The 19,593-nt window shown below is 69.8% G+C and carries 18 protein-coding genes and 1 tRNA gene; 9 read left to right on the top strand and 10 right to left on the bottom strand.

The window, feature by feature from the left end:
• Positions 1-31: 31 nt before the first annotated feature.
• Entirely contained in the window at positions 32-400 is a 369-nt protein-coding gene (locus ACTRO_RS22470; protein WP_034265975.1) for a hypothetical protein, read from the bottom strand.
• 350 nt (positions 401-750) lie between these two features.
• Between ACTRO_RS22470 and ACTRO_RS22465 the strand changes: the two genes are divergently transcribed.
• A complete protein-coding gene (locus ACTRO_RS22465; protein ID WP_034265972.1) occupies positions 751-1,107 on the top strand; it encodes a hypothetical protein in 357 nt (118 codons plus the stop codon).
• Positions 1,108-1,596: 489 nt separating this feature from the next.
• A complete protein-coding gene (locus ACTRO_RS22460; protein ID WP_034265969.1) occupies positions 1,597-2,121 on the top strand; it encodes a hypothetical protein in 525 nt (174 codons plus the stop codon).
• A gap of 383 nt (positions 2,122-2,504) precedes the next feature.
• Here the strand turns inward: ACTRO_RS22460 and ACTRO_RS22455 are convergent, their stop codons facing one another.
• From ACTRO_RS22455 to ACTRO_RS43710, 7 genes are all read right to left on the bottom strand, one after another.
• On the bottom strand, positions 2,505-2,996 hold the full coding sequence (locus tag ACTRO_RS22455) for a hypothetical protein (RefSeq protein ID WP_034265965.1): 492 nt from the start codon (positions 2,994-2,996) through the stop codon (positions 2,505-2,507).
• A 220-nt stretch (positions 2,997-3,216) separates the two neighbouring features.
• The gene (locus ACTRO_RS22450; protein ID WP_034265962.1) at positions 3,217-3,738 is read right to left on the bottom strand and encodes a hypothetical protein; all 522 of its coding nucleotides are present in this window, start codon (positions 3,736-3,738) and stop codon (positions 3,217-3,219) included.
• A gap of 195 nt (positions 3,739-3,933) precedes the next feature.
• Positions 3,934-4,009 (bottom strand) — tRNA-Lys (locus ACTRO_RS22445).
• Between the two features lie 104 nt (positions 4,010-4,113).
• Positions 4,114-5,172, bottom strand: a complete 1,059-nt coding sequence (locus tag ACTRO_RS22440; RefSeq protein ID WP_034265958.1) for a threonine aldolase family protein — start codon at positions 5,170-5,172, stop codon at positions 4,114-4,116.
• A 68-nt stretch (positions 5,173-5,240) separates the two neighbouring features.
• Positions 5,241-6,641: a DUF6421 family protein gene (locus ACTRO_RS22435; protein ID WP_034265955.1), complete on the bottom strand. Its 1,401-nt coding sequence runs from the start codon at positions 6,639-6,641 to the stop codon at positions 5,241-5,243.
• A gap of 232 nt (positions 6,642-6,873) precedes the next feature.
• Positions 6,874-7,614, bottom strand: a complete 741-nt coding sequence (locus ACTRO_RS22430) for a M50 family metallopeptidase (protein ID WP_034265953.1) — start codon at positions 7,612-7,614, stop codon at positions 6,874-6,876.
• 35 nt (positions 7,615-7,649) lie between these two features.
• On the bottom strand, positions 7,650-8,612 hold the full coding sequence (locus ACTRO_RS43710) for a peptidoglycan-binding domain-containing protein (protein WP_051451218.1): 963 nt from the start codon (positions 8,610-8,612) through the stop codon (positions 7,650-7,652).
• A 306-nt stretch (positions 8,613-8,918) separates the two neighbouring features.
• Here ACTRO_RS43710 and leuS point away from each other — a divergent pair, with 306 nt between their 5' ends.
• Together leuS and ACTRO_RS22415 are read left to right on the top strand one after the other, a co-directional pair.
• Positions 8,919-11,816: a leucine--tRNA ligase gene (leuS, locus tag ACTRO_RS22420; RefSeq protein ID WP_034265950.1), complete on the top strand. Its 2,898-nt coding sequence runs from the start codon at positions 8,919-8,921 to the stop codon at positions 11,814-11,816.
• Positions 11,817-11,978: 162 nt separating this feature from the next.
• Positions 11,979-12,455, top strand: a complete 477-nt coding sequence (locus tag ACTRO_RS22415; RefSeq protein ID WP_157436374.1) for a prepilin peptidase — start codon at positions 11,979-11,981, stop codon at positions 12,453-12,455.
• Positions 12,456-12,474: 19 nt separating this feature from the next.
• Here ACTRO_RS22415 and ACTRO_RS22410 read toward each other — a convergent pair whose 3' ends face one another.
• Entirely contained in the window at positions 12,475-13,638 is a 1,164-nt protein-coding gene (locus tag ACTRO_RS22410) for a hypothetical protein (RefSeq protein WP_157436373.1), read from the bottom strand.
• Complete coding sequence (locus ACTRO_RS22405) at positions 13,623-14,105, bottom strand: hypothetical protein (protein ID WP_034265944.1); 483 nt, start codon at positions 14,103-14,105, stop codon at positions 13,623-13,625. The genes ACTRO_RS22410 and ACTRO_RS22405 overlap by 16 nt, the downstream gene beginning before the upstream one ends.
• A gap of 443 nt (positions 14,106-14,548) precedes the next feature.
• Between ACTRO_RS22405 and ACTRO_RS43705 the strand changes: the two genes are divergently transcribed.
• From ACTRO_RS43705 to ACTRO_RS22380, 5 genes are read left to right on the top strand one after another with little or no spacing between them, the layout of a single operon-like run.
• Entirely contained in the window at positions 14,549-15,352 is an 804-nt protein-coding gene (locus ACTRO_RS43705; RefSeq protein ID WP_157436372.1) for a hypothetical protein, read from the top strand.
• A gap of 11 nt (positions 15,353-15,363) precedes the next feature.
• On the top strand, positions 15,364-16,500 hold the full coding sequence (locus ACTRO_RS22395; protein WP_063628056.1) for a CpaE/TadZ family protein: 1,137 nt from the start codon (positions 15,364-15,366) through the stop codon (positions 16,498-16,500).
• Between the two features lies 1 nt (position 16,501).
• Positions 16,502-17,800, top strand: a complete 1,299-nt coding sequence (locus ACTRO_RS22390) for a TadA family conjugal transfer-associated ATPase (RefSeq protein WP_034265941.1) — start codon at positions 16,502-16,504, stop codon at positions 17,798-17,800.
• Between the two features lie 13 nt (positions 17,801-17,813).
• Entirely contained in the window at positions 17,814-18,683 is an 870-nt protein-coding gene (locus ACTRO_RS22385) for a type II secretion system F family protein (RefSeq protein WP_084317136.1), read from the top strand.
• Positions 18,684-18,693: 10 nt separating this feature from the next.
• The gene (locus tag ACTRO_RS22380; protein WP_084317135.1) at positions 18,694-19,590 is read left to right on the top strand and encodes a type II secretion system F family protein; all 897 of its coding nucleotides are present in this window, start codon (positions 18,694-18,696) and stop codon (positions 19,588-19,590) included.
• Positions 19,591-19,593 lie beyond the last annotated feature (3 nt).

Below are 19,593 nucleotides of genomic sequence, written 5' to 3'. Positions count from 1 at the left end.
TCAGTGCCGTCGTGCTGACGGAGCGTGTGCTTTAGAAGAGGGCTTCGAGCAGGTCGGTGAGCTGGTCGGCGTCGTCGTCGTGGTGGCGGCGGTGGTGGTCGCCGTACCGGTCCCGGTCCATCTGGTTGTCGCGGCACGTGCAGTCGTGCTTGACGTCCTTGCCCTGGACGGACGGGTACGAAGAGTCGCCGTAGGCGTGGCTGCCCATGGCGACGCCTTCGTCGGCCCGGTGGCTGGTGACGCCGTCGGCGGTGGTCGAGTTCGACCCGGAGCTCGCGGCCGAGCTTGTGACGTTGTGGTTGGAGCCGCTGGGGGAGGCGTCCGCGGCGGCGGCGCTGATGCCGCCGACGGTCAGGCCCACGGTGAGCAGCGCCAGCGAGACGGCACGGGAAGCGCGCATGGTTCAAGTTCTCCTTCGTTGGGATGGACTGGCCGCTTCCCTCGTGCCCCGGTCCGCTCGGCACATACCGGAATCATCACTACCTCACCCATTTGGACATGATATGTCCATCTGATCGGAGCGTGGCGGCGCGACACGCTCGGCTGTACGGGCGATCTGGCGCCACCTCAGCTCCGCGGCCGCCGGCCGCGCGACGGTGCGAATAAGGGCCCATAGCGAACAGGACCCTGCGACAGTCGTCCAATCAAGAGACCTGGAGATCGTCGTCGCGTGTCTGTCTTCGGATGCGAGAGGCGGCGACTACATTCCAAGACGACATCCGAATCCCGTCACAGTGGAGGAGTTTTTTCATGGCAGGGATCGCACGGTTCGCGCTCATTCCGCTCGCCCTGGCCGGCGCGGCCGTCCCGGCAATCGCCCAGGCCGACGCGTCCGCGACGGGCACGGCGATGCTCGGCTCGGTCGGCGGCATGCGGCTCTACCCGTTCGCCGGCTCCCAGCTCGACCCGCTCTCCGGCGCGCTCAACGCCACCGTCGCGGGCGCGCCGGTGCGCTCCACGGGCGTGACCCAGGTCTTCGGCGACGGCCTGCCGGTCCACGATCTGCCCGGGGTCAGCCAGGTGCTCGACGCGAACGCGCAGGCCGCGGCGGCCGGCGGCGCGATGCTGGCCGACGAGGACGAGATGACGCCGGCCGCGGGCCACTGACCGCCGGCCAAAGCCGCGCGCCCGCAGCTTTCGCGGACCGGGGCTGCGGGCCGACCGGATTCCCAGCCCAGAGCCGGCTGGTCCGATATCCCCTGTTTGAATCTGTGTGAGATTTTTCCGGGTCCCTTTCATTGCGTTACGCGAGAGGGGGGTGAAAAGTCCGGCGGTCCACAGTTGCGATCGTCCTAAAATTTTCTCCGGCGTCCTCCGGCCGAGTGAATATCGCGTTGATCTAGCTCTGCCAGGCAATACTCTCGATGTGGGCGTCGCCCGCGCGATTTGCTTCGAAGCAGGCGTCGGCTGAACTGAAAATGCTGTGAGTAAGGGCACGCGGGTGATCACTCGTTAGTGTCGGTAACCACGAGACGCCGTGAGTCCGGTGTACGTTTTCAGTCTGAAGGCTGCTACGTTCAGAAATGCGCGACAGCGGGCTTCCGCTATCTGATCCATTAAAAATGTGATATGCATCCCACAGGAAGAACGATCAACATGGCATTGCTGAAGAAGGCCGCGACCATCGCCGTTCTCGCCAGCGCGGGCGTCATGTCCGCAGCCGGCATGGCGGCGGCTGACGAAGGCGCGTGGGGCCCGGCGGCCTCCCCGCAGGCGGGCGATGACCACCTGCAGCAGGACGGTCTGATCCCGGTGAACCTGCTCGACAACACCGACATCTCGCCGAACGCCGGCTGCCTGCTGGACCAGACCGCTCCGGACCTGACCGCGCAGAGCCTGATCGGCCTGATCCCGATCGGTGTCGGCCTGAACCACCTGCTCCAGCACGCCAGCCTCAACGTGCTCGCCAACGGCAACACCTCGACCGAGGTGGAGGACTACTCCTGCAACTCGGACGAGGGCTCGTCCGAGGCCGGCAACAACAGCCACGGCAGCGTGGGCGCGGGCAGCAGCTCGGACGTGCACAGCGCCGGGACCGACGCGGGCGCGAACAACTCCGAGAACGGCAAGGGTGCGGGCGGCCTGCTCGGCGGCACCGGCATCCTCGGCACCGGCCTGTAAACAGCCCGGTGGAGCCGCGCGCGCCAGGTCCTCGACCGGCCGCGTTCTGACGGAACGAGCAGTACACACCCCGGACCGCAATGGCGCGGTCCGGGGTTTTGCGCGTGCACTTTCGGCGTCGTCCCCGCGCTTCGCTACGAGATGACGCCTACATCGGGCGCACAACCCACTGTGTCCTTTCGGGGTACGGCCCCGAGCCCCAAGCCGGGGCTCCGCCCCGGACCCCGCGCCTGGCTTGGCGAGTGGTCGAGATGCCTTCAGCGGCAATGGGATTGCTCTCACTCGGTTCGACGGCTGTTGCTTCTGCGGTACGCGAAAAGACCGCAGCAGCTCCCAGATCGGAGCTGCTGCGGCCTTTGCGTGGTGCAGGTGCAGACAGTGGCTTACAGGCCGGTGCCGAGGATGCCGGTGCCGCCCAGCAGGCCGCCCGCGCCCTCGCCGTCCTTCGAGTTGTGCGAACCGGCGTCCTTGCCGGTCTCGTGCTCGCTGTAGCTGCTGCCCGCGCCGATGCTGCGGTGGCTGTCGTTGCCCGCCTGCGACGAACCCTCGTCGGAGGTGCAGGAGTAGTCCTCCACCTCGGTCGAGGTGTTGCCGTTGGCCAGCAGGTTCAGGCTGGTGTGCTCGAGCAGGTGGTCGGCGCCCACGCCGATCGGCACGATGCCGATCAGGCTCTGCAGCGTCAGGTCGCGCAGCGTGCCGTCGCCCAGGCAGCCGAGGTTCGGCGAGACGTCAACGTTGTTGAGCGCGTTCACGTCGACCAGGCCGGCCTGGTGCGTCGTGTTGTCGCCCGAGTCCGCGGCCGCGAGGCCGGCGGTGGCCATGACGCCCGCACCGGCCAGCACGGCGATTGTGGCGACCTTCTTCAGAAACGCCATAATACTGATCCTCTACCTTCGCTTGAATGATTATCTTATTTACTCACGGCATGATGCCGGAAACTGCCAAGCAACTCGGCTCGGGTGCAAACGTACACGAGTTCCCGACTTTTCGTGTCAAGGAACTCTAACGAGTGATCAGCGGTGAATCGCATGTAAGCGGTGTACGAGAGTATGGACAATCAGACCATCGGCTTAATGCCCTCACCTATTCGGAGTATTAGCCGACTACGGCGTCCTGGTCCTGGGTGACATTGCTCAGCTGGCCGTTGCCGCGCATGTCCGTGCACGTCGTCTTGGTGCTGAAGTGGTCGACGTCGCCCGCGCCCCAGCGGGTGCCCTTGGTCCGGTTCATGATGGTCAGCGGCGCCACGGTGCCCTGATCCGGGAGGACCTCGGTGGCGGAGCCGGCCGCGCCGTTCGGGTCGGTGACGGCCACGGTCATCCGGCAGGTGGGCGTGGCGGACGCGGAGTGGTCCGCGGCGTACTGGAGCACGCCGCCCAGCCAGGAGCCGGCGAAGGAGTCGGCCATCTGCTGCGCCGTCGCGACACCCGCGGCCTGGTCGGCCGAGACGCCGTCGAGCGGCACCGTCAGGCTTCTGCCGCCGTCCGTCACGCGCGGCGGGGTGCCGAAGCCGGCTGAGCCGATCGCGGCGCTCGCCTGCGGTGCCACGGCGAGCACGCCGGCCAGCGCGGCCGCGGCGGCCGCGGCGGCGGTGCGCAGGGGGGTGAGCGAATGCATGGAACTCCCGATTCTCAGACGTCGAAGGTGCTCGGTCGAGAGAGTATAGATCGGGCGTTACAGTGCTCTTCGGTATTACACGGTCCATTCGGACAAGTCGCGCGAGGCTGCTTCGCCCGCCGCGGCATTCGGGTGACGGCGTGTCGTGAAAAGCACAGCGGCCGGGTCGTGGATCACGACCCGGCCGCTGTGCTGTGGTGCGCCGTCAGGGACTTGAACCCCGAACCCGCTGATTAAGAGTCAGCTGCTCTGCCTATTGAGCTAACGGCGCGCTGCCGGTCCGCCTGCGCGGCCGGTGCGAGGATTACGATACCCGATCCGGAGGCGGATCGCCCAATCGAGCGGCATTCCGGGTGACCGGGAGTCGGCCGGAGCCTAGCCGGCGTGCAACTCCTCGGCGATGGCGGCGGCGAACGCGTCCACGTCCGCCTCGGTGGTGTCGAAGCAGGTCATCCAGCGCACCTCGCCGGTGTGCTCGTTCCAGGTGTAGAAGCGGAAGCGCTTCTGCAGCCGTTCGGTCACCGGCTTCGGCAGGATCGCGAAGACCTGGTTGGCCTGCACCGGACGCGGGATCTCCAGCCCCTGCACGTCCTTGACGCCCTGGTAGAGCCGCTGGGCCATCGCGTTGGCGTGCTGGGCGCTGCGCAGCCACAGGTCGCCGGCGAGCAGGGCGTCGAACTGGACGGAGAGGAAGCGCATCTTCGAGGCCAGCTGCATGCCCGCCTTGCGCAGGTACTTGACGCTGCGCACGGCCTCCGGGTTCAGCACGACCACGCACTCGCCGAGCAGCAGGCCGTTCTTGGTGCCGCCGAAGCTGAGCACGTCCACGTGCGCGTCGGTGGTGAACTCCCGCAGCGGGACGCCCAGCGTCGCGGCCGCGTTGGCCAGCCGCGCGCCGTCCATGTACAGCCGCATGCCGAGGCTGTGCGCGTGGTCGGCGAGCGCGCGCACCTCCTGCGGCGTGTAGCAGGTGCCGAGTTCGGTCGTCTGGGTGATGGCCACCACGCCCGGCTGCGCCCGGTGCTCGTCGTCGAAGCCGTAGGCCTGCCGGTCCACCAGCTCCGGGGTGAGCTTGCCGTCCGGGGTGGGGACGGTCAGCAGCTTGAGCCCGGCCACCTTCTCCGGGGCGCCGCACTCGTCGACATGGATGTGCGCGCTCTCGGCACAGATGACCGACTGCCAGCGGTCGGTCATCGCCTGGAGCGAGATGACGTTGGCGCCGGTGCCGTTGAACACCGGGAACACCTCGGCACTCGGGCCGAAGTGCTCCCGGAACAGCTCCTGCAGGTGCTCGGTGTAGGCGTCCTCACCATAGGAGATCTGGTGGCCGCCGTTGGCCACGGCGATCGCCTCGAGGATCTCCGGGTGCACGCCGGCGTAGTTGTCGCTGGCGAAGCCGCGGTAGTCCGGGTCGTGACGGCGCTGCACGGGCACGATGCGTGCTCCCTTTGTTCTCGATGGTGCTTGTTCGGTGGTGCGTTCGGCTCTCTGGCGGGCGCCGGTCAGCTGCGGGCGTCGGCGGTGATGCCGCGGGTGGCGGCGACCACCGGGCGCATCTTCTTCTCCAGTGCCTCGTAGAACATACTCAGCGGGAACTCGTCCGCCAGGACCAGGTCCACCAGGCCCTTGTTCGGCCCGTCCAGCGGGAGCACGTCGGCCCACGGCTGCGAGCCCGGGTGCCCGCCCAGCCCGCGCGCCCAGGTCGAGCCCGGGTGCGGGGTGACGTACCCGGCCACCAGCTCGTAGGCGGCGATCCAGTGCGCGGTCTTGGGCCGGTCGATGCCGTCCCGGTAGAGCTGCTCGACCTGCTCGCACAGCGCGATCACGGCCGGGGCCACGGCCGGCCAGTCGATCCGCAGCCGGTTGTCGGTCCACTGCAGCACGCCGTTCTTGTGCAGGTAGGCGAACAGCAGCTGGCCGCCGAGGCCGTCGTAGTTGCGCACCCGGTCGCCGCTGATCGGGAAGCGGAAGAGCCGGTCGAACAGGATCGCCTGCTGCACCGCCTTGGCCTGGGCCAGGCCCTCGCCCTCGAGCCGCACCGCCTCGCGGAAGGTGTTCAGGTCGCAGCGCAGCTCCTCGAGCGAGTAGAGCCAGTAGGGCATCCGCTGCTTGATCATGAACGGGTCGAAGGGCAGGTCGCCGTGGCTGTGCGTGCGGTCGTGGATCATGTCCCAGAGCGCGAACGCGTCCTGCGCCAGGGCCTGGTCGGCCACCAGCCGGGCCGCGTCGTCGGGCAGCTCCAGCCGGGTGACCTCGGCCGCGGCGGCGGTGACGGTGCGGAACCGGGCCGCCTCGCGGTCGCTGAAGATCGCGCCCCAGGTGAACTTGGGCACCTCGCGCACCGCCACGGTCTCCGGGAAGAGCACCGCGGAGTTGGTGTCGTAGCCGGCCGTGAAGGCCTCGAACGAGATGGACAGGAACTGCGGGTTGTCGTAGCGCTCGCCCTCGAGCCGGGCCAGCCAGTCCGGCCAGAACACCCGCAGCAGCACCGCCTCGAAGTTGCGGTTCGGGTTGCCGTTCTGGGTGTACATCGGGAAGACGACCAGGTGGCGCAGCCCGTCCTCGCGCCGGGCGTCCGGGCGGAAGGCCAGCAGCGAGTCGAGGAAGTCCGGCACGCCGAAGTCCGCGGCGGCCCACTTGCGCAGGTCCGTCAGCAGCGCGCGCAGGTAGTCGGCGTCGTGCGGGAAGGACGGGGCCAGCTCGCCGACCGCGTCGATCATGGCGTCGGCGCACTGCCGGGCGGTCTCCCGGGACTCCGCCTCCACCGAGCCGTCCTTGGCCTGGAACGGGCGCAGCCGCTCGATCGCCTCCACCAGCCGCGGCCAGGCCGGGAACTCGGCGTCCACGGTCGCGCTGCCGGCACTCGCCGTACGGTCAAGTACGGCTTGGTCCACGCTCGTCATCACCGGGCTCCTTCCACAGAAAAATTTGCGCTTGAATCGCGTAGCTACCGTAAGAATTATCGTAGATCATGCGTTTCACGGCAAGACGGGGGTCCGGCCGGGGTCATCCGCCGGGCCGGAGACGCCGCGAACCCCCGGCCCCGGGCGGGGCGCGAGGGTTCGCAGGTGTCAGGGTGAACGGGAGGGAGCCGCCCGCGCGGGAGCGGCGGGAGCGGCGGGGCCGGCGCCGGGGTCAGTGCCCGGGCAGCGCCACCGTGGTCCAGTGCGGCATCAGCCAGTGCGCGCCGAGCGCCGCGCTGCCGAGCGCGACCACTCCGAAGACGAGCACCCAGAGCAGTCCCGGCACGCCGGTCAGCTTGGCCAGCTGGTCCGCGTCCGAGTCCGGCGCCCGGCCTCGGCTGCGCTGCCACTGCAGCTCGAACACCGGCCTTATCCCGCCGAACAGCAGGAACCAGACCGCGAAGTCGGCGAACGCGCCCTGCACCTGCGAGGTCGCGTACCAGGTCACTGCGAACACGCCGGCGCCGGTGGCCACCAGCGTGAGCAGCCCGTAGAGGTTGCGGATCATCAGCAGCATCAAGGCCAGCAGCGCCACGCACGCCCAGAGCAGGGCCGTGATATGCCCGGTTCCGGCCAGCGCCGCGCCGCCGAGGCCGAGCAGCGCCGGGGAGACGTAGCCGGCCAGCGCGGTGAAGACCATGCCCGGCCCGCGCGGCTTGCCGTAGGAGACGGTCACCCCGGAGGTGTCCGCGTGCAGTCTGATCCCGCTCAGCCGGCGCCCGGTGCACAGCGCGATCAGCGCGTGCCCGCCCTCGTGCGCGATGGTGACGGCGTTTCGGGTCAGCCGCCAGACCGGCCGCGGCGCGACCGCGGCCAGGGCCGCGGCGCCCGCGCCGATGATCTGCCAGCGCGGCGGACCCGACTGCGTGCTCACGACTTCATGCCACAGCTCGGACAGACTCGTCACTGACATGCGCACACCTTAGGGCAGTGAGATGAGAGGAGGTTTCACTGCCCGGCGGCCTGGGCCGCGAGCGCGTCGAAGGTGGCCTGATCGCACACCCCGAGCTGGGCGCCGACGCCGTTCGCCTGCTGGAAGGCGGCGACCGCGTTCGCCGTCGCGTCCCCGTAGCTGCCGCTCGGATCCGCGATCATCCGGTTGCGCACGTACACGAACACGGTGTCGTGGCGCTGCCGTTGCTGGCGCAGCAGATCCACCTCGGCCAGCATCTGCTGGAGCGTGGTGACGGTCGAACCGCTCGAACCCTGCTGCAGATCGGTGAAGGGCGAGGAGGAGACCGTGGGCGACGCAGGCGCCTGCGACGGACTCGGATCGGCCGAGGCGGAACTCGAAGCCTGCGACGTGCTCGGGGCGGCCGTGGGGGTCCCGGACTGGGTGGGCGAGGCCGAGGCCGACGACGAGGCCGAAGCCGAGGGGGAGGGCGACGGCGAGCCGGGCGAAGAAGAGGGGTTCGAGCCGGCCGCGGCGGAGGAGGTGGGCACCTGGCCGGGTCCGCCGGCCAGCGCCGTGACCACCGGCAGGTTCCCGTTGGTGGTCGGCAGCGAGACCGAGGCGCCCTGGCCGCCGCTGGAGAGCACCAGCGCCGCGGCCGTGCCCACCGAGAACGCAGTGGCCAGCGCGACGAAGACGCCGATGCGGCCGAGCCGTTTCGAGCCGGTGTGCCCGGGCGGGGCCGCGTGGTCGCCGCCGCGCCTTCGTCGCCGAGGCCCGCCGCCCTCGGCGACCGGCGGCGGCAGGTCCTCGGGCGGAGGCGGCTTGGGATTCGAACCCGAACTCGAGAGCACCGCGCGTATCTCGGCGAAATCGAGCGGAACGGTCAGATCCAGCGGACCCTCTTTCGCCACCCCGGCGTCCAGGGCCTGGTCGTCCAGCGCGCGGCGGAACGCCGAAGCCTGACCCGGCGTGCCCGGGCCGACGCCGGTCGGGTCAGAGGTCTGGGTCGCGTCCAAGTGTCCTCGCGCGGGGAGAGGGGCGGGGTGTGGGTGGGCCCACCGGACGGTATCGCATTACGCGGCGAAAGTTAAGAGCGCGCACGGCTACCGGCCGGTACCCCGGCCGCGATCAGGGCGGATATCGGGACCGTGCGGGCGGGGGCGGGTGGTATCCTGCACACATGCAAGCTGTGCGCCTGCTTCTTGGCCGGCCGCGCTGAGGATCGACTCAGCGTGGCGACCCCTCCTGTGCGAGGGGTTTTTTCATTGCGGCACGAGAACACTTCCGACCAAGCACTTGCGACTGACTGCGAGGAACTTGACATGACTCAGAGCACGGTCGCGGGGCCCGGAGAAGAACCGGCGCACCGCTACACCGCGAAGCTGGCCGCCGAGATCGAGGAGCGCTGGCAGGGCTACTGGCGCGAGCACGGGACCTTCGAGGCGCCCAACCCGGTCGGGCCGCTCAAGGGCGAGGTGTCCGAGGGCAAGCACAGCTTCATCATGGACATGTTCCCCTACCCCTCGGGCTCGGGCCTGCACGTCGGGCACCCGCTGGGCTACATCGCCACCGACGTCTTCGCCCGGTTCCAGCGGATGAACGGCTACACCGTCCTGCACACCCTGGGCTACGACGCCTTCGGCCTGCCGGCCGAGCAGCACGCGGTGGCCACCGGCGAGCACCCGCGCGCCTCCACCGAGCGGGCCATCGAGATCTACCGGCGCCAGCTGGGGCGGCTGGGCCTGGCCCACGACCCGCGCCGCTCGATCGAGACGATCGACCCGGACTACTACCGCTGGACGCAGTGGATCTTCCTGCAGATCTTCAACTCCTGGTACGACCCAGCCCGGCAGTGCGCCCGCCCGGTCGCCGAGCTGATCGAGCAGTTCGCCTCCGGCGTGCGGCCCACCCCGGACGGCCGGGCCTGGTCCGAGCACTCCGCCGTGGAGCGCGACGAGCTGCTGGGCGAGTACCGGCTGGCCTACGCCAAGGAGGTCTCGGTCAACTGGTGCCCGGGCCTGGGCACCGTGCTGGCCAACGAGGAGGTCACCGCGGACGGCCGGTCCGAGCGCGGCAACTTCCCGGTGTTCAAGTCCAAGCTGCGCCAGTGGATGATGCGCATCACCGCGTACGGCGACCGGCTGCTGTCCGACCTGGAGCTGCTGGACTGGCCCGAGGCGATCAAGCTGCAGCAGCGCAACTGGATCGGCCGGTCCGAGGGCGCCCGGGTCTCGTTCGCGGTGCCGGCGCGGCCGGCGGACGCGGACGGCGCCGTCGGCGAGGACCGGATCACCGTCTTCACCACCCGCCCGGACACCCTGTTCGGCGCTACTTATATGGTGCTGGCGCCCGAGCACGAACTGGTGACCAGGATCGTGCCGGCGGCCTGGCCGGAAGCCACCCCCGAGGCGTGGCGCGGCGGGGCGGACACCCCGGCCGAGGCGGTCACGGCGTACCGGGCGATGGCCGCGGCCAAGTCCGACGTGGACCGGCAGATGGACGCCAAGACCAAGACCGGCGTGTTCACCGGCGCCTACGCGACCAACCCGGTCAACGGCGAGCCGGTCCCGGTGTTCATCGCGGACTACGTGCTGATGGGCTACGGTACCGGCGCGATCATGGCCGTGCCCGCCCACGACACCCGCGACTTCGCCTTCGCCCGCGCGTTCGGCCTGCCGATCCGCTGTGTGGTCAAGCCGACCGACGGACGCGGCGAGGACCCGGCCGCCTGGGACGACGCCTTCAGCTCGTACGACGCCGAGCTGGTCAACTCGGCCAACCCCGAAGTCTCGCTGGACGGCCTGGGCGTGGTCGAGGGCAAGGCCGCGATCACGAAGTGGCTGGAGGGCAAGGGGATCGGCGAGGGCACGGTCAACTTCCGGCTGCGCGACTGGCTCTTCAGCCGGCAGCGCTACTGGGGCGAGCCGTTCCCGATCGTCTACGACGAGGACGGCGCGATGCACGCGCTGCCCGAGTCGATGCTGCCGGTCGAGGTGCCCGAGGTGGAGGACTACTCGCCGCGCACCTTCGACTCGCAGGACTCTGCCAGCGAGCCGGAGACGCCGCTGTCGCGCAACGCCGACTGGGTGAACGTGGAGCTGGACCTGGGCGACGGCCGCGGCCTGCGCCGGTACCGCCGCGAGACCAACACGATGCCGAACTGGGCCGGCTCCTGCTGGTACGAGCTGCGCTACGTCGACCCGGACAACAAGCAGGACATCGTCGATCCGGCCAACGAGCGGTACTGGATGGGCCCGACCGAGCACAAGCCGGTCGGCGGGGTGGACCTGTACATCGGCGGTGCCGAGCACGCGGTGCTGCACCTGCTGTACGCGCGGTTCTGGCACAAGGTGCTGTTCGACCTGGGGTACGTCTCCTCGAAGGAGCCGTTCCACAAGCTGTTCAACCAGGGCATGATCACCGCCGACGTCTACCGGGACGACCGCGGCTTCCCGGTGCCGGCCGTCGAGGTGCAGGAGCGCGACGGCGGGTACTTCTGGCAGGACGCCGAGGTGACCCGCGAGGCCGGCAAGATGGGCAAGTCGCTGAAGAACTCCGTCGCCCCGGACGACTTCTGCGCCGAGTACGGCGCGGACACCCTGCGCGTCTACGAGCTGTCGATGGGACCGCTGGAGGTCTCGAAGCCCTGGGACACCAAGGCGGTGGCCGGTTCGATCCGCTTCCTGCAGCGCGTGTGGCGCAACGTGGTGGACGAGGACACCGGCGAGCTGCGCGTGGTGGACGAGGAGCCGGACACCGCGACGCTGCGGGCCACGCACCAGGCGGTCGCCGGGGCGGCCGAGGACGTGGCGGGTCTGCGCTTCAACACGGCCGTGGCCAAGCTGATCGTGCTGAACAACCACCTGACCAAGCTGGAGCGGGTGCCGCGGTCCGCGGCCGAGGCACTGGTGCTGGGCGTCGCGCCGTTCGCGCCGCACCTGGCCGAGGAGCTGTGGTCCCGGCTGGGCCACGACGAGTCGCTGGCCTACGCCCCGTTCCCGCAGGCGGATCCGAAGTACCTGGTCGCCGATGAGGTGACCTGCGTGGTCCAGGTGCAGGGCAAGGTGCGCGACAAGATCCAGGTGGCTCCGGACATCGCCGAGGAGGCGCTGAAGGAGCTGGCGCTGGCGACGGAGGGGGCGCAGCGCGCGCTGGACGGCCGCGGTGTCAGAACCGTGATCGTGCGGGCGCCGAAGCTGGTGAACATCGTCCCGGCGTAGCCCGGCCGGCGCGCGGCCGGCGCCCGGGTGACGGGTCCGGACGCGGTCGGCTGACGTGAATCCGGTGCTTCGGGCGCCGGTTCGCGCGGAAGTTCCCTCCACGGGCCGGTGCGCACGCTGCGCACCGGCCCCGGTGCTGTCCGTCGGGGTATCGTCGGGCGCATGGAGTGGGTAGTCGGGGTGGTGTACGCGGGATTCCTGTTTGCGAGCGGGATCCTCGCGTGGATCGACGCGCGCACGAAGCGCCTGCCGGACAAGGTGCTCTTCCCGCTCTGCGGCTGGGGGCTGCTGGGGCTGACCGCGGCGTCCTGGGCGGGCGGCGCCTGGTGGCGCCTGGCCGTCGCGGCCATCGCGGCAGCACTCTTCTACGGACTGTTCTGGCTGCTGTGGTTCTTCGGCCCGATGGGCTTCGGCGACGTGAAGCTGGTCGGCGTGCTCGGGCTCTTCCTCGGCTGGGCGGCGCTGCCAGTGGCCGTGGCGGGGCTGCTGCTGGGCATGCTCGCCGCCTGCGTGGCCGCGCTCGGCGGGATGGCGCTGGGCCGGGTCGGGCGCAAGTCGATGGTCGCCTTCGGGCCGTACCTGATACTCGGGGCCTGGGCGGCGTTGGCCGCCCAGGCCGTGGAGCTGATCCGGGGTTGACCGCGCGGTGTCGCTTTCGCTAGGAGCTCGGCGTCGCGCTCGGCGAGGTCCGGTTGTAGGCCTGGATGTCCTGCACGTCGAAGGGATCGAGGGTCGTGGCGATCACCGGGTCGTTCGGCGGGCTCCAGTCGCCCCCGTCCCAGGTGATGTGGACGTGCCAGGTCGTATAGACCGTCGGCGTCACGCCCCTGGCCAGCGTCGAGTACTCCACGCCGCAGGTCGGATTCACCGACGCGGACTGGCCGTGCCACTCCGGCCCCAGTGTGTTCGAGGACTGATGGACGCAGTCGCCGCTCCAGGCTCGGCCGGGGGCGGAGCCGCGATCGATCGTGAAGGAGACGGCGTAGGCGGTGAAGTCCACGCAGTACCGCGTACCGAAGACGCAGACTTCCTGGTCCACCTTCGTGTGGGTAGTGCCCTCATCCTGCCAGTACCAGATGGGCAGGCCGACGGTCGCCCTCGCCGGGTCGCCCGCGGCGTCATTGCGTCCCTGACTCGACTTCACCTGCGCCGCGGGCAGCAGCACTACGCTCTCGACGTACTGGGCGAGTTCAAGATCGGTGAAGACGGGTATTTCCGCCGGCGTTCCGGTCGGCTGGTCTTCGTTGTCGGCCCAGTAGAACTGCTTGGCCCCCAGAGCAGCCAGCTCATGGGAGCAGGTGTCCAGCTGGTCCCCGGAGGCGGCACTGTTGTAGAACATGCCGTACCACTCGCCCAGGGGTGTCGTACCGACGTTGTAGCTGTCCCACGGCGGTCCCGAGTCCGACTTGTAGTCGGAGGGCGGGGCGTCGGTGCCGTTTGTGTCGTACTCCTTGGCCAGCATCGTGTACCAGTTGTCCGTGGAGCTTGTGGACTCGAAGGCCTGGACGTAGCCCTGCAGGCCCGCCGGGTCGTAGGCTGGCGCCCACCAGCACGGGACGATGCTCGCAGAGCCGCTGCTGCCGTCGCTCTGCGCGGCGTTGCCTCCGTTGGAGCACGAGGTGATCTGCTGGTTCACCACCTCCCACATCTTGTAGGTGTCGCCGCCTCCGCCGCCGCCTCCGCCGCTGCTGCCGCCGCTGCTCGGGCAGATGGCCACGCTGTCCGCCATGGCGGGTGTGACCGACCCGACCGTGGCCAGGACGCTGGAGGAGACCAGGACCGCGGCGGACAAAGCCGCCCGCCCCTTCACTTTCCGATGCATGAGGACGCTCCGTCCTTGGTCAAGACCTGTTCGACCGCCCACAGTTCGCCCTTGCCCTGCACCAGGATGCCTTGGCGCAGGGTGTAGTTTTCCGTGGTGCCCGCGGTGTTCTGGATCGTCCGGCCGTCGCCCAGGTCCACGTAGTCGAGCCGGGTGGAATCCTCGCAATACGAGTATTCGGCCTGGCCCTTTCCGCTCGCCGAGACCGTGAAGGCGTAGAGCCGGTCGACGCCGGTGAGCCGTTCGTTCTGCTTCTTCCACCAGGCCAGCTGGGAGTTCTCGGTGCTCAGCGCGTCGCCGGCGGTGAGATAGCGGAAGTTCGCCTCGGTCGCCTCGCCGGAGCTGAGTGCCTCGATGAAGCCTTCATACTGATACACCAGGATCGTCTGAATCTCATCGGCCGTGACCGAACCCTGATCCGTGGTCTGGAACTGAAGGCTCAGATCCGAGGGGATCTTGAAGCTCATCGACAATCCCGAGACCGGTGCGAGCGAGGCCGTGGCCGCCGAGCCGGGCGCAAAGGACGCGGCTCCCGTGGCCGCACCGCTGATTCCACCGCTTTGCTGTACGGAACTCGAGCAACCGTAAAGCGCCGCGCATAGCATCATGGCGGTGACGAGGGCAGTTGTCCGCGAACGCACAGTTCCCCCTGCGTAGGTCCCGGATCGCCCATCGAAGACAGATGGGTCGACACCGGATCGTACCGGGCCAACCGCGGCACCGGTAGCCCGATAATGCCGGAGCGTATACGTGTAGCGAAAACGTGTCCTTCGACGCCTCTAGCCAGAACACTGCGATGATCTTGCACGCCTGGTTGCGGTTTGCCACATATTCGGCCGCGGACCCTGTTGAGTTTTCCGACTGCGCCGCTACTATCAGGAGCCAGTCGGCCACTCCGGGGGTACGGATCGTGAGCAGCAGCACGGAGAACAATGTCGCCGGGATGACGGGATGGAAGCCTGCCGGCTCCCCCGCCGCCCGGCCGAGCGCGCCTGCCCCGCCCCCCGGACCGGTACGTCCGCCCACCACCTCGCGCGAACGCAAGCCCGCGCTGGCCGCCCTGGCCCTGCTTCTCATCGCAGCAGGCGTGCTCGCTTCGGTTTACCTGCAGATGCAGGCGGGAAACCGAGTCGGAGTGATCCAAGTGACGCGACACGTCGCCCAGGGACAGCAGATCACTGACGCCGATATCAGCGAAGCCATGGTGGCGCAGGATTCCTCCATCAATTACGTGACCTGGTCGCAGCGCGGCCAGCTGAGTCAGTACACGGCGGAGACCGACCTGGTGCCCGGCACGCTGCTGATCGGGCAGATGCTCAACAGCTCGCCGGCCGCCGACGGCAACCTGATGACCTTCGCGGTCTCCCTGACCGCCTCCCAGTACCCGCCCAGCCTCGGCGTCGGCGACACGGTCTCCGCGTACTACGTCGGGACACAGCCCGGCACCACCGGTGGCGCGGACGTCACGCTTCTGCTGGCGACTTCGGTGAGAATCGTTGAGCTGCCCGGCGACAACGGTTCCTCCAACTCGGCCGGCGTGTTCGAGATCTCCGTCGACAAGGCGGACGCGGCCAACCTGCTGACCGCCTCGCAGGAGGGCAACCTGGTGTTCACCACCGGCGCGAACGGCGTGGCCTCCACGCACGCGAGCGCCGCCCCCTCCGCCGGCGGCAACGGTTCCGCGCCCGGCGGCACGGCGAGCGCTGGGAACTAGGCCGTGTCCTCATGACGCTCATCGCTCTCGCGGCGGACAAGGGTTCCCCCGGGGTCACCACCTCGGCCGTGGCCCTGGCCGCCGTCTGGCCCCGCCGCGCCCTGTTCGCGGAATGCGATCCGCACGGCGGCGACCTGGTCTACCGCATGCCGGCCGACCACGGCGGCCCGCTCGACCCCAACCGCGGCCTCGTCTCGCTCGCGGTGGAGGCCCGCCGCGGCCTGGATCCGGGCACCCTCGCCCAGCACACCCAGCGGCTGCGCGGCGGCCTGGAGATCCTGGTCGGACTTGGCAACGCGGACCAGGCGCGCGGCATGACCGGGCTGTGGCCGACCCTCGGCCGCGCCCTCGACCGCTTCGGCGAGCTGCCGGGCGGGGCCGACGTGATCGCCGACTGCGGACGTATCGGCCCTGATTCGCCCAGCGTCGACCTGCTCGGCCAGGCGGGCCTGGTGCTGCTGATCGCGCGCGCCGAGGCGGAGCAGATCGCGCACGTGCGGGACCGGGCCAACAGCCTCTCCGCCCGCCTGCACGCCAGCCAGAACAGCTCGGTCTCGCTGGCCCGGCCGCCCATCGGCATCGTGCTGATCGTCCCGCCCGGACGGGCCAAGGAGACCGTCAAGCAGGTCGGCGACCTGCTCTCGGCCACGACCGCCGGGGCCGAGGTGGTCGGCGTCATCGCCTACGACGAGACCGGCGCCGCGGCGCTGAACGGCCGGGCCCGCGGCCGCGTCGACAAGGCACTGGTCACCCGCAGCGCGCGGGAACTGGCCGCGACCGTCTCCCACCGCTACGGACTGCTGCGCCCGCAGGCGCCGCAGTCCGCACAGCCGCCGCAGCCCCAGGGCCGGCCCGCGGCGTACCCCCAGCACCCCGGCTTCCAGCCGCCGCAGCCGACGCCGCCGCAGCCGACGCCGCCTCAGCCGACGCCGCCGCCGCAGCCCGCGTACGCCGCCTCGGTCAACGCGGAGACCATGACCTCGATCCCGATCACGCCGACCTCGGTGACGCCCGGCGGCGGCGCGAACGGCAACGGGAGTTCGAACCCGAACTCGACCAACCCGTACTTCAGCAACCCGCGCGGTGGCGCGACCACGGCCGCGAACCTCAAGAGCGTGCCGCATCCGAGCGATCGGACGGTGGGCTGAGATGGACCACGGCCTCGTCAAACGGCTGCGTCAGGAAGTCGGCGACCGGATAGCCGAGCAGCGCCGGCTCGACCAGATCAGCGGCCTGCCGGTGATGACCGCGCAGGACGAGCGGCAGTACGCCCGGGCCGTGATCGGCCAGACGCTGTCCGAGCACGCGCACACCGAGATGACCGCCGGCCGGCGTCCGCCCACCGCCGAGGAGGAGGAGGCCCTCGCCGCCGGCATCCACGCCGCGCTGTTCGGCGTGGGCCGGCTCCAGCCGCTGCTGGACGACCCGGACATCGAGAACATCGACGTCAACGGCTGCGACCGGGTCTTCGTCTCTTACGCGGACGGCCGCGAGGCGATGGTGGAGCCGATCGCCGAGTCGGACGAGGAGATGGTCGAGCTCATCCAGATCCTCGGCGCCTACTCGGGTCTGAGCTCACGGCCGTTCGACGCAGCCAACCCGCAGCTGGACCTGCGCCTGCCCGACGGCTCCCGGCTCAGCGCGGTCATGGACGTCACCCGCCGCCCGGCGCTCTCCATCCGCCGCGCGCGCATGGGCAAGGTCTTCCTGTCCGACCTCGTCGGCAACGGCACCGTGCTCACCGAGCTCGGCTCGTTCCTGGCCGCGGCCGTGCAGGCGCGCAAGAACATCATGATCGCGGGCTCGACCAACGCCGGCAAGACGACGCTGCTGCGGGCCCTGGCCAACGAGATCCCCGCGCACGAGCGCCTCGTCACGGTGGAGCGTGCGCTCGAACTCGGCCTCGACCAGTTCCCCGATCTGCACCCGAACACGGTGGCGCTTGAGGAACGGCTGCCCAACTCCGAGGGCCTCGGCGCGATCACCATGGCGGAGCTGGTGCGCCGGTCGCTGCGGATGAACCCCAGCAGGGTCATCGTCGGCGAGGTGCTCGGCGACGAGATCGTCACGATGCTCAACGCGATGTCGCAGGGCAACGACGGCTCGCTCTCCACGATCCACGCGAACTCCTCGCAGGAGGTGTTCAACCGCATCTCCACCTACGCGCTGCAGGCCCAGGAGCGGCTGCCGGTCGAGGCCAGCCACATGCTGATCGCCGGCGCGATCAACTTCGTGGTCTTCATCGCCCGCCGCAACGACTACCACCGCGGCGGCACCGTGCGCCGCATGGTCACCTCGGTGCGCGAGGTCAGCGGCGTGGACGGGCGGGTGCTCTCCTCGGAGGTGTTCATGGAAGGCCCCGACGGACGGGCCATGCCGCACTCCCCGGTCACCTGTATCGACGAACTGCTGGCCCACGGGTATCAGCCGAGCGGACTGTGGCGATGAACCGGATGTGGCGATGAACCCTCGAGAACTCCTGCAGATCTCCACGCTTGAGGCGATCCTGGCCGGCCTGGTCGTCGGCGGCGGCATCGCCCTGCTGATCGCGGCCCTGGTCGGCTTCAGGCCGAAGGAGCGCCCCGCCGAGGGCGGCTTCAAGATTGGCGACCGGATGCGCAGCGCCGGACAGCGGCTCATCATCGCCCTGCTGGTCGGGATCGTCGCGGGTGTGCTGACCCGGTGGCCGGTCGCCGGCATCGCGGTGGCGGTGCTGGTCTTCTTCTGGAAGCAGCTGTTCGGCGGGCTGGGCAGCGAACGGCTCGGCATGCAGCGGGTGGAAGCCCTCGCCATGTGGACGGAGTCGCTGCGCGACACCATCGCCGGAGCCGTCGGCCTCGAGCAGGCGATCCCGTCCGCGGCCCGGACCGCCGGGCCGTTGCTCATCCCGCACCTCGACGCCCTCATGGACCGGGTGCGCGGGCGGATGCCCCTGGCCGACGCCCTGCAGCACCTCGCGGACGACATCGACGACCCGAGCGCGGACATCATCATCGCCGCGCTGATCCTCAACGCGAAACTGCGCGGCCCCGGGCTTCGCGAGGTGCTCGGCGCGCTCGCCAAGTCGGCCCGCGAAGAGGTGGACATGCGCCAGCGCATCATCGCCCAGCGAGCCGGCACGCGGCGCTCGGTCCAGATCATCGTCATCAGCGTGGCCGCGGTCGTGCTCGGGCTCGCGCTCTTCGACCATCGGTACGTCCAGGCGTACGACTCCGCCGTCGGCCAGGTCGTGCTGCTGATCGTGGTGTCCTTCTTCGCCGCGGGCTTCTTCTGGCTGCGCAAGCTCGCCGAGATGAAGACACCGGAACGCTTCCTGCTACGGGTCAGGTGAACGCGTGATCGTGGAGATCGCCCTCGGCGCGCTGGTCGGCCTCGGAGTGTTCCTGCTGATCCGGGCCCTGATACCGTCGCGGCCCAGCGCCGCGGTGACCGTGGCCCAGATCGACGCGCTGCGCGAACTCGGCCCGCACAGCGCCGAGCGGCGGGAGCGGGCCGAGTCCGTCAGGGAGCTGATCGGCCGGAAGGCGGCCGAGTTCTACGCGAGTCAGGGCTGGCAGATGCGGTCCCTGCGGGCCGACCTGGCGATTCTGGACCGCGGCTGGGAAGCCTTCCTGACGACCAAGCTCGGGCTCGCCGCGGTCGGGTTCTTCCTGCCGCCGCTGTTCTTCGTCGCGCTCTGGCTCGTCGGCTTCCACCTCAGTGCCCTGGTCCCGGTGTGGCTCGCGCTCTGCTGTGCGGCATTGTTCTTCGTCCTGCCTGACCTGGAGGTGCGCCGCGATGCCAAGGAACGGCGTGCGGACTTCCGCCGGGTGGTCACCGCGTTCCTCGATCTGGTGTCGATGAACCTCTCCGGCGGCCGCGGCCTGCCCGAGGCCATCATGTCGGCGGCGGAGATCAGCAACAGCTGGGCGGTGCGCCGCATCCGCGACGCGCTGACCGCCGCGCGGCTCTCCGGCCAGACCCAATGGGCGGCGCTGAGCGCGCTCGGCGACACGCTCGGTGTCGAAGAACTCGTCGACCTCGGACACGCGATCGCGCTCACCGCGGACGACGGCGCCAAGATCCGCCAATCCCTCGCCTCCCGGGCCGAGACCATGCGGCGCCGGGAACTGGCGGAGATCGAGGGCAAGGCGGGCCAGCAGTCGCAGTCGATGCTGGTGGCGCAGCTGCTGCTGTGCACCGGCTTTCTCATCTATTTGATCTTCCCGGCGATCATGCAGATCTCGGGCCTCAGGTAGCAA

Origin of the sequence: Actinospica robiniae DSM 44927 (genome assembly GCF_000504285.1) — a bacterium.
GTDB classification, from domain to species: domain Bacteria; phylum Actinomycetota; class Actinomycetes; order Streptomycetales; family Catenulisporaceae; genus Actinospica; species Actinospica robiniae.
This window is presented reverse-complemented; position numbering and strand designations above follow the sequence as displayed.